At 71.6% G+C, this 9,210-nt stretch carries 11 protein-coding genes and 1 riboswitch; of the genes, 5 read left to right on the forward strand and 6 right to left on the reverse strand.

All coding sequences use genetic code 11. The features are described 5' to 3' along the window. Positions 1-173: 173 nt before the first annotated feature. The gene (locus tag E1295_RS45550) at positions 174-893 is read right to left on the reverse strand and encodes a TetR/AcrR family transcriptional regulator (protein ID WP_132641232.1); all 720 of its coding nucleotides are present in this window, start codon (positions 891-893) and stop codon (positions 174-176) included. Between the two features lie 84 nt (positions 894-977). Between E1295_RS45550 and E1295_RS45555 the strand changes: the two genes are divergently transcribed. Then, positions 978-1,634 (forward strand): alpha/beta fold hydrolase, encoded by a 657-nt coding sequence (locus E1295_RS45555; protein ID WP_220449232.1) that lies wholly within the window; start codon positions 978-980, stop codon positions 1,632-1,634. A gap of 211 nt (positions 1,635-1,845) precedes the next feature. Here E1295_RS45555 and E1295_RS45560 read toward each other — a convergent pair whose 3' ends face one another. After that, a complete protein-coding gene (locus E1295_RS45560) occupies positions 1,846-2,343 on the reverse strand; it encodes an RrF2 family transcriptional regulator (protein WP_132641234.1) in 498 nt (165 codons plus the stop codon). Between the two features lie 58 nt (positions 2,344-2,401). Between E1295_RS45560 and E1295_RS45565 the strand changes: the two genes are divergently transcribed. Both E1295_RS45565 and E1295_RS45570 read left to right on the forward strand, forming a co-directional pair. Then, positions 2,402-3,154: an SDR family oxidoreductase gene (locus E1295_RS45565; protein ID WP_132641236.1), complete on the forward strand. Its 753-nt coding sequence runs from the start codon at positions 2,402-2,404 to the stop codon at positions 3,152-3,154. A gap of 252 nt (positions 3,155-3,406) precedes the next feature. Next, positions 3,407-3,551, forward strand: a riboswitch (cyclic di-AMP (ydaO/yuaA leader). Positions 3,552-3,562: 11 nt separating this feature from the next. Beyond that, on the forward strand, positions 3,563-4,285 hold the full coding sequence (locus E1295_RS45570) for a glycoside hydrolase family 25 protein (protein WP_166427741.1): 723 nt from the start codon (positions 3,563-3,565) through the stop codon (positions 4,283-4,285). Positions 4,286-4,436: 151 nt separating this feature from the next. Here the strand turns inward: E1295_RS45570 and E1295_RS45575 are convergent, their stop codons facing one another. From E1295_RS45575 to E1295_RS45590, 4 genes are all read right to left on the reverse strand, one after another. After that, positions 4,437-5,177: an isocitrate lyase/PEP mutase family protein gene (locus E1295_RS45575; protein WP_132641240.1), complete on the reverse strand. Its 741-nt coding sequence runs from the start codon at positions 5,175-5,177 to the stop codon at positions 4,437-4,439. Between the two features lie 99 nt (positions 5,178-5,276). Further along, positions 5,277-6,692: an amino acid permease gene (locus E1295_RS45580; protein ID WP_132641242.1), complete on the reverse strand. Its 1,416-nt coding sequence runs from the start codon at positions 6,690-6,692 to the stop codon at positions 5,277-5,279. A 132-nt stretch (positions 6,693-6,824) separates the two neighbouring features. Continuing rightward, the gene (locus E1295_RS45585) at positions 6,825-7,280 is read right to left on the reverse strand and encodes a hypothetical protein (protein ID WP_132641244.1); all 456 of its coding nucleotides are present in this window, start codon (positions 7,278-7,280) and stop codon (positions 6,825-6,827) included. A 202-nt stretch (positions 7,281-7,482) separates the two neighbouring features. Next, complete coding sequence (locus E1295_RS45590) at positions 7,483-7,923, reverse strand: Lrp/AsnC family transcriptional regulator (protein WP_132641246.1); 441 nt, start codon at positions 7,921-7,923, stop codon at positions 7,483-7,485. An 80-nt stretch (positions 7,924-8,003) separates the two neighbouring features. Here E1295_RS45590 and E1295_RS45595 point away from each other — a divergent pair, with 80 nt between their 5' ends. Then, positions 8,004-8,759: an AzlC family ABC transporter permease gene (locus E1295_RS45595; RefSeq protein ID WP_132641248.1), complete on the forward strand. Its 756-nt coding sequence runs from the start codon at positions 8,004-8,006 to the stop codon at positions 8,757-8,759. Further along, positions 8,752-9,078 carry a branched-chain amino acid transporter permease gene (locus tag E1295_RS45600; RefSeq protein ID WP_132641250.1) on the forward strand — a complete coding sequence of 109 codons (327 nt, stop codon included), beginning with the start codon at positions 8,752-8,754 and terminating at the stop codon, positions 9,076-9,078. Before E1295_RS45595 ends, E1295_RS45600 begins: the two co-directional genes overlap by 8 nt. Positions 9,079-9,210: the final 132 nt, after the last annotated feature.

Genomic DNA, 9,210 nt, shown 5'->3' on the forward strand with positions numbered 1-9,210 from the left:
CCACCCCGCCGCCGCCCGCCAGCTCTGCAAGATCATGGGCTTCGCGGTCGACGGCAGCGTGGCCGATTACCGGGAGGTGGGCCGGCACATACCGTTCGTGCGCTTCACCCCGACCACGTGATGCCTCGTGATGCCTCGCGTGCGGCTTGCCCCACGCCCCGCGAGCGGGTGCGTCATCGCCGACCGTGGCGGGCCGCCAGGCCGTCGAGGATGCACTCCAGGGCGAACTCGAAGCGTCGCTCGCTCTCGCGCTCCACGTCGATCTCGCTGGTGGCGGCCATCCGGCGGGCCAGCAGCGGGTGGCGTTCGGTGATCTCGCGGACGAATCCCGCGGCCCGTTCGTCCCAGCCGGCTCCGGTCTCGCTCATGCGTGCCAGGGTGTCGCGCCAGGCGATCTCGGCGATGGCCGAGCCGACCACGTGGTCATGGACCGTCGCCATCGCCGCGTCGAGATCCGCGTCGGCGAACCCGGCACGCGCCAGCGAGTTCAGCCCCTTCTCGGCCAGGGCCAGCGCGTTCGGCCCCAGGTTGGGCCGGATGGTCAGCTCCAGCAGCGCCCACTGGTGCCGAAGGAGCATGTCGCGGTTGTGGCGGGCCAGCGTGGCCAGCGCCTGCCGCCAGCCGGGCACGTCGGGCGCGGCGCACACCTCTCCCAGCACCCGGTCGAGCGCGAGTTCGAGCAGGTCGTCCTTGGTGCGTACATACCAGTAGAGCGAACCGGCGGTCACTCCCAGGTCGGCGGCGATCCGGCGCATCGACAGGCCCCGGTGACCGTCGGAGTCGAGCACGGCCACGGCGGCGTCAACGATCTGGTCACGGGTGAGCCGGCGGTCGCGCGGCGGCCGCTGGGGGCGCAGCCACACGGACCCGTCGGGGAAGTCTGCGGAGGACACGGGATCACCGTACCCCGTGTTGACGTTCGTCGTTCAGCAGACCTATACAGTGTTCAAGGGTGACGAACGACGTTGAGGAGTGCCATGTCCCCTCCCGCCCCCACGCCGCTGTTCCGTGCGAACGGGCCGCTGCCGGGCAGCGTGCACGTGACCACGCTGGGCCCGCACGGCGCGCCGCCCGTACTCTTCGTGCACGGCTCCACCAGCTGGGGCGACGACCCTCACTACGGCTTCGCCGCCCAGGCGCCGCTCGCCGGCCGCTTCCGCCTGCTGCTCATGGACCGGCGCGGGTACGGCGGCAGCCCGGACGCCGGAGAGAGCTTTCCCGGCGACTACCTGGCGGACGACGACGACATCGCCGAGCTGCCCGAGCTGACGCCGGAGCAGTGGCTGCAGGCCTCCGTCGGCTCGACCGGCAGCCCGCCGCCGGAGGCGAGCGAGCCGCGGTTGCGCGCCGCCGGCACCGCGCTGCGCGAACGGGTGTGCTGGGAGGCCGCGATCCCGCTCCCCGCGTTGCGGGCGGCCGCGTTCCCCAAGCTGGTGATCTCAGGAACGTGGGAGAGCGCGCCCGAGCAGGATCGTGAGCGCGGGGGCGTCCCGTTCATGGCCTGCGCCCGCATCACCGCGGAACGCGTCGGCGGCCGTCACGCGTCGGTCCCCGGCGCCGGCCACTGGCCCCACGTGGAGGCACCGGAGACGCTGAACGGCCTGCTCGCGGAGTTGTGGCACCAGGCCGCCTGATCGCCGGCCGCCCCGGCGCCTCACCCAGCGACCGCCCCAGCGCCTCAATCGCCGGCCGCCCCGGCGTTCACCCACCGGCCCTCAACCGCCGGCCGCCGCAACGCTCACCCAGCGACCGTCGCAGCGCCTCACCCGACGGTTGTCCCAGCTCCCTGACCGGCACCCCGCGTGGCGTCCGCGGCAGCGGGGCCCCGAGCAGGGCCGCGACACCTCACTGGCCGGCGGGGTTGTGCGCCTTCGGGCCGGCCGTCAGGCGCTGCCGGGTGCGGGCCGGCGCCCATTCCGGCAGTTCGGTAAGGATGTCGGCGAGGGTGACGCCGTCAAGGCTGGCCCGCCATGCCCGGTGAGCGTCGGCCATCTTCTCGGCGAGGACGCAGATGTGCTCGCACTCCTCCGCAGGCAGCGCGCCGCGCCCCTGCCGGCGGATCTCGCGGCACTCGTACGGCGTGGACCGGCCGTCGACGGCCTCCACGATCTGCAGCAGCGTGATCTCGGCGGCGGGCCGCGCCAGCCGGAAGCCTCCCCTCGGGCCGGTGGACGCGACCAGGAGCCCGGCCTTGACCAGTTCCTTGAGCTGCTTGGTGAGGTAGGCCGCCGGCAGGTCGAAGTGGAGCGCGAGCTGCGCCGCCGACGCGCTGTCTCCGGGCTGGAGCTGGGCCAGCGTGGTCGCGCAGTGCAGGACCCACTCGGTACTCACAGGCAGCTTCACGCCACGAGTCTATCGAAGTTATTATGGATCCCTTTAGTCCATAATTAAGGGGATCACCATGCGGATCGCAGTCGCCGGCGCGACCGGGAACATCGGGGCACTCACCGCCGCCACTCTCGAACGCGACGGACACGAGGTCGTGCGCATCAGCCGCTCGCTCGGCGTGGACCTGGCGACCGGCGAGCCGGTCAGAGGTCTCGACGACGCCCTGACCGGCGTGGAAGCGGTCATCGACGCCCTGAACGCGCCTCCGGCCGGCCCGGAGGAGACGGTGGCGTTCTTCGGCGCCACCACGCGGAACCTGCTGGCCGCCGAGGAGCGGGCCGGGGTGCGCCACCACGTCCTGCTGTCGATCGTCGGGATCCACCGCGTCGAGGGCAACGCCCACTACGCCGGCAAGCGGGAGCAGGAGCGGCTCGTGGCCGCCGGGCCGGTGCCGTGGACGATCGTGCCGGTCACGCAGTTCCACGACTTCGCCGAAATGGTGGCGAGCTGGACGGAGCAGGGCGGCGTCGCCACGATCGCGCCGCTGCTCGTGCAGCCGATCGCGCCCGCCGACGTGGCCGGCGTGCTCGCCGAGATCGCGACCGGCGAACCGCGTGGACGGTGCGCCGACGTCGCCGGTCCCGAGCCGCAGGACCTGGTCGACATGGCCCGGCGCACGCACCAGGCACGGGGACGTACGGTGCGGCTCGTGCCGACGTGGTCGGGAGTCTTCGGCCCGGCGATGGCGGGGGACGTGCTGATGCCCGGCGAGGGTGCGCGCATCGCGCCGACCACTTTCGATGCCTGGCTGGCGGAGCAGCGGTGAACGTCCAGGCCGGCTTCCCGGCGGCGCGGGCACCGACCTGCGACGCCCGCTTCATAGGGGGCCTGCGTACGGTGCCGGGAAAATTTTGCCAAAACTCTGGAACGCCTGCACACGCGGCGTTCCAGGGCCTTCTCAGGTAAAAAACACATTGCATGGGGATTTATACCGCTTGCAGCGCTTATGGGGTGGTATATACCTTTCTGGGGATTACGGCAGAGGTCAGCGGTGATCGTTCGCCCGGCCCTTTGCCGCGACATTGACAGGCCGAATCCGCACAGCGCGGAACCGGGGACCCACCTTTCCGGGGTGAATCGCACGCCGGCCGACGGCCGCGTGCGTAGGGCACTTCCACGTCCGAACCCGTCAGCTAACCCGGTAGGCACTTGGAAGCAAGGAGTCGATCCCCCCATGCGCGAACTCACGCGACGTCTCAGCCTTTCCGCCGCCGGCGCCCTGCTGGCCGGAACCGCCGCGCTCTCGGGCGCGAGCGCACCCGCGTACGCGGACCCCGTCGAGCCGGGCTCGGCCCAGGCGGCCGAGCAGCCGACGCTCACCTACGGCCAGGACGTGTCCAACTACCAGCCGCAGCACGACTGGGCGGCCAGCCCCGCGCAGTTCGGCATCATCAAGGCCACCGAGGGCACCGACTTCCGTGACGCCGCCTTCTCCCGGCACTGGAGCGAGCTGGGCAAGAAGGGCATCGTGCGCGGTGCGTACCACTACGGACACCCCGGCAACGACCCCATCGTCGAGGCCGAGCACTTCCTGTCGGTGGTGCACGCGCAGCCCTCCCAGGCCGGCGACCTGCTGGTGCTGGACCTGGAGACCACCGACGGCAAGTCCGTCGAGGAGGTCAACGCCTGGGCCAAGGCGTGGCTGGCGCACGTGAAGGCCGAGACCGGCATCACCCCGATGTTCTACAGCGGCTGGAACTTCGCCGACACCTACGGCAAGGGCCTGGCCGAGTACCCCCTGTGGGTGGCCCACTACAGCAAGCCGAAGGGGACGGTGACACCGCCGGCCGACTGGAAGTCCTGGACCATCCACCAGTACTCCGACTCCCCCATCGACCAGAACGTCTCGGCGCTCTCCCCCGACGAGCTGCGGGCCCTGGGCCGCGCCTCCGCCTGACCGAGCGCGCCTGACCGAGCGCGGCTGACCGAGCGCGGCTGACCGAGCGCGGCTGACCGAGCGCGGCTGACCGAGCGCGGCTGACCGAGCGCGGCTGACCGGGCGCGGCTGACCGGGCGCGCGGAGGGCGGGCCGGCCCTCCGCGCGCCGGTCAGGTCGCGTACGGGTCCTGGCCCGCGCGGATGCGTCCCGCCATGGCCTTGAGCGCATCCAGCGCGGCCAGGTACGTCAGCGGGCCGAACGAGACGCGGGCGACGCCGAGGGAGGCCAGCCTGCCCAGGTCCATGCCGGGCATGCAGGACACGTTGACCGGCCCGGCGACGGCCTTGACCAGGTCGCCCACCACCTCCTCCGACGGGGCCAGGATGGGGAAGACGCAGTCGGCGCCGGCCTCCAGGTAGCGGCGCCCGCGGTCCGCGATCTCCTCGACCGAGGTCGAGCCGGTCAGGAACACGTCGACCCGCGCGTTGATCACCAGGTCGGGCCCCGCCTCCCGCAGCGCGGCGATGCGCGCGGCCTGCGTGCCGGCGTCGACCAGTCCCCCACCCTGGTAGTCGGTGTCCTCGATGTTGAACCCGGCCGCGCCGATGGCGGTGAGCCGTTCGGCGAGCTCATCGGCCGGCAGGCCGTAGCCGCCCTCGGCGTCGACGGTCACCGGTACGTCCACGGCCCTGATGATCCTGGCGGCCATGTCGAGCATCTCGTCGACGGGCGCCTGCTGGTGGTCGCCGCGCCCCAGCAGGGCGGCGATGGACGCGCTGGCCGTCGCCAGGGCGGGGAAGCCTGCCTCGGCCACGACGGTGGCGCTGCCCGCGTCCCACACGTTCGGCAGGATCAGCGGGTCGCCGGGTTTGTGCAGGGCACGCAGGAGATCGGTACGGGTGCTCGACATGATCGTTCCTTGCCTGTGAGGGTCATGTTGCTTCCATGACTCCCGCGGCCTTCACTGCGTGACACCTTTGCGGTGTGATCCGCGGCACAGCGGCGGCCGTCAGTGCTCGCCCGGCCCGGCCGGCCGCCGTTCCAGGGCGGAGTGCCGGCGGCTGTAGACGAAGTAGATGACCAGCCCGAGCAGGAACCAGGCGGCGAAACGCAGCCACGTCACCGGGTCCAGGAAGGTGATCAGCCAGATCGAGAAGAGCACCCCGATGGCCGGCACGACGGGCATCCCTGGCGTGCGGAACTCGCGGTGCAGGCCGGGCTGCCGGTAGCGGAGCACGATCACGGCCAGGCACACGACGACGAACGCCAGCAGGATGCCGATGTTCGTCAGCTCGGCGGCCTCCTGGATGGGCAGGAACCCGGCGATCACGGCGGACGCGGCGCCCACGATCCAGGTGACGCGCGTGGGCACGCGCCGTACCGGGTGCAGTTTGGCGAACCACTGCGGCAGCAGCCCGTCACGGCTCATCGAGAACCACACGCGGGTGACGCCGAGCATGAACGTGAACATGACCGTGAGGATGCCGATGATGGCGCCCACCGCGATCAACGACGCCAGCCCGGACAGCCCGACCGAGGCGAACGCCGAGGAGAAGCCGCTCTCTGGGTCGATCTCGCGGTAGTTCTGCATGCCGGTCAGCACGAGCGTGGCCAGCACGTACAGCACCATGGCGATGATCAGCGAGTAGATGATCGCCTTGGGCATGTGCCGCTGCGCGTCGCGTGACTCCTCGGCCGCCGTGCTCATCGCGTCGTAGCCGAACACCGCGAAGAACACCGTGGCGGCCCCGGTGATGGCCCCGCCGATCCCGTACGGGAAGAAGGGGTGGTAGTTGGCGGTGTTGATGTGGAAGAAGCCGACCACGATGACGAGCAGCACGACCGCGACCTTCAGCGCCACCACGAACGTCTCGAACCGGGCGGCGGTGCGCATGCCGAGGTTCAGCAGGAAGGCGATGAGCAGGCACAGCAGCACCGCGAACAGGTCCACGACGCGGCCCTCGCCGGTGCCGGGCGCGCCGAGCATCCACGCGGGCAGCGCGAACCCCAGGTTCTGGACGAGGAAGCCGAAATAGCCGGAGATGCCGATGGCGACGACCGCGACGATCGCGGTGTACTCCAGCAGCAGGTCCCAGCCGATGAACCAGCCGACGATCTCCCCCAGGACGGCGTACCCGTAGGTGTAGGCGGACCCGGCCTTCGGGATCATTCCGGCGAACTCGGCGTAGGACAGCGCGGCGGCGGCGCTGGCGACGCCCGCGATGAGGAACGACACCAGCACGGCGGGTCCCGCGGTCTCGTTGGCGACCGCGCCTGCCAGCGCGAAGATGCCCGCGCCGATGATGCCGCCCACGCCGATGGCGGTCAGCTGCCACAGTCCCAGGGTCCTGGCGAGCTCCCCCTCGTGCTCTGTGGCGATCTGCTCCACGGGTTTGCGCCTGAAGACGCCTCGCGAAGTGACCATGACGCCTCCCAGCCGATCGCGCCCCCGTGCATCCGCCTTCCCACCTGCGGCGTCAAGTAAGCCCACGCGCCGGGCAAGGGCGCGCGGGCGGCACCCGGCCGTGCTGCCGCCGCCCGCACCCCCGGGCGAGGCTCAGGGCATCTTGTACTCGGCCGCCTCGCCGCAGTAGCCGGTGCCGATCGGCGAGTTGGTGTAGCGGCACACCTGGACGACCACGCGCTCGATGGAGGTGACGCCGGTCGCGTCGGACAGCCCCAGCGAGACCTTCACGGTCGCGTCGTCCGCCTTCTGGGTGCCGGAGGCGACGACGGTGTCGCCGTGGTAGGCGGTGAAGGTGACCACGGAGTGCATGTCGTCGGGGGCGCAGATCGACAGGGGGTCGCTGTCGGACAGGGTGCCCTCGACCTGGACGGCGGGCCGGATGACGGGCCCTTCGACCCACTCCAGCGTGCCCTCGGTGACGCCGTGGCGGCATCGGTCGCCGGAGTCGGCGGCGAACTCCACCGTGGCACGGGCGCTTGCGGGCTGCGCCGTCAGGAGGAGCGCGGCGAGCGCGGCGGCGAGCGCCGCCCATGAGCGTGAACGCATGGTCGTGACCTTCCGTGTGACGGGGTGCTTCCGGGCCCCATCGTCGATCATGGGCGGGCGATGATCCAGAGCCGCGGGCGTTTCTGCGCACGGTTGCAGTGGCGGTTGCGGTGGCGCTTGCTGTGGCGCTCACAGGGACGCTCGCAGGGACGCTCACAGGGGCGCTCGCGCGCGAACGGAGCAGCGCCGGATCCGGCCGCCGTCACGGGGCCGACTTGATGTTCTTCATCGTGAAGTTCGAGGTGACGCCCCTGACGCCCGGGATGGTCATGACGTACTGGCTGAGGAAGGCCTCGTAGGCGGCCAGGTCGGCGACGGCCACGCGCATGAAGTAGTCGGGGGTGCCGAACAGGCGGCGCAACTCGACGACCTCCTCGGCCTGCGCCAGGGTGCGCTCGAAGCGCTCGACGGTCCCCGCGTCCTGCGAGTCGAGGGTGAGGTCGATCAGGACCTCGAAGGACCTCCCCACGGCGGCGGGGTCGATGACGGCGCGGTAGCCGCGGATGACGCCGTCGGCCTCCAGCCGCTGGACACGTCTGAGGCACGGCCCGGTGGTGAGACCGACCCGATGGGCCAGCTCGACGTTTGTCAGCCGTCCTTCGCGCTCCAGCTCAGCGATGATTGCTCGATCTATGGCGTCCACAGTGAGAACATTGCACCACGAGCCGCATATCGTGCAACGTCGGCAACCACATGGCGCGTGTTTCGCGAGACCATTGAGGGGTGCGACAACACGTTCCCCCGCAGGTCACCACGTCCCTTCCCGTCACCCGGCGGCAGCAGATCGCCGCGGGGGTGCGCGACTCGTTCTCAGCCGGGCTGGGGATCCTCCCGCTGGGGGTCGCGCTCGGGCTGATGGTCGTCCAGGCCGGCCTGCCCTGGTGGCTGGCCCCCGCCCTGTCGCTGTCCGCGTTCGCCGGCTCCGTGGAGCTGCTGGTGGTGGGGATGGCGGCCACGGTCACGCCGCTGGGCGCGATCGCCCTGACCGTCCTCGTGGTCAACTTCCGCCACGTCTTCTACGCCTTCTCCTTCCCGCTGCACGTGGTCAGGCATCCGCTGGCCAAGGCGTACGCCGTCTACGCGCTGATCGACGAGGCGTACGCGGTCAACGCCGCCCTGCCCGAGGCCGAACGCTCGGCGCCCCGGCTGCTGGCGATGCAGGTCGCCTGCGAGGCGTACTGGGTCGGCGGCGGCCTGGCCGGCGTCGCGCTCGGCACGGCCCTGCCCGGCCCGGTCAAGGGCCTGGAGTTCGCCCTGTGCGCCCTGTTCACGGCGCTCGCCCTGGACGCGGTCCGCTCGCGCCGCGAGCTTCCCTCCGTGGTGCTCGCCGGGGCGAGCGTCGCAGCGGCGCTCGTGCTGACCCCGGGCGTCGCCCTGTTCACCGCGCTGTTGCTGTTCCTCACCCTGCTGCTGGCCCGCCACGCGTTCGCCGCCCGCCGCGACGCGGGCCGGACCCAGGAGGTGACCGCCGGTGCCTAGCACGCCTTACCTGCTGGCCGTGCTCGCGATCGTCTTCGGCATCACCTTCGCCCTGCGGGCCGTTCCCTTCGCGGCGCTGCGCGCGCTCCGCACGTCGCAGACCGTACGGCAACTGGCGGTGTGGATGCCGGTGGGCATCCTCGCGATCCTCGCCGTCACCGCCCTGCACGGCACCATCACCGCGCATCCACGGGCGGCGCTGCCCGCGCTGCTCGCCGTCGCCGTCACCGCGGGTGCCCATCTCGCCTTCGGCCGCCGCACGATCCTGAGCGTCGGCATCGGCACCACCGTGTACGTCGTCCTCGTCAACGCCTTCTGACCCGGGCCGGGGTCAGCGTACGACGGTCGTCTCGTACGTCTCGATCGCGTCGCCTCCGAACGTCAGAACCGCCCCTCCGGCGAAGGCCGCCACCAGTGCCGCCGCCGCGGCGACGACCCGCCACCCCCGGGC

Source organism: Nonomuraea mesophila, assembly GCF_004352805.1.
GTDB lineage: Bacteria > Actinomycetota > Actinomycetes > Streptosporangiales > Streptosporangiaceae > Nonomuraea > Nonomuraea longispora.

Bases quoted from the DNA above. Each gene is read 5' to 3' on its own strand.
- E1295_RS45555 (WP_220449232.1), top strand. From the start codon at position 978: ATGTCCCCTCCCGCCCCCACGCCGCTGTTCCGTGCGAACGGGCCGCTG.
- E1295_RS45565 (WP_132641236.1), top strand. From the start codon at position 2,402: ATGCGGATCGCAGTCGCCGGCGCGACCGGGAACATCGGGGCACTCACC.
- E1295_RS45570 (WP_166427741.1), top strand. From the start codon at position 3,563: ATGCGCGAACTCACGCGACGTCTCAGCCTTTCCGCCGCCGGCGCCCTG.
- E1295_RS45575 (WP_132641240.1), bottom strand. From the start codon at position 5,177: ATGTCGAGCACCCGTACCGATCTCCTGCGTGCCCTGCACAAACCCGGC.
- E1295_RS45580 (WP_132641242.1), bottom strand. From the start codon at position 6,692: ATGGTCACTTCGCGAGGCGTCTTCAGGCGCAAACCCGTGGAGCAGATC.
- E1295_RS45585 (WP_132641244.1), bottom strand. From the start codon at position 7,280: ATGCGTTCACGCTCATGGGCGGCGCTCGCCGCCGCGCTCGCCGCGCTC.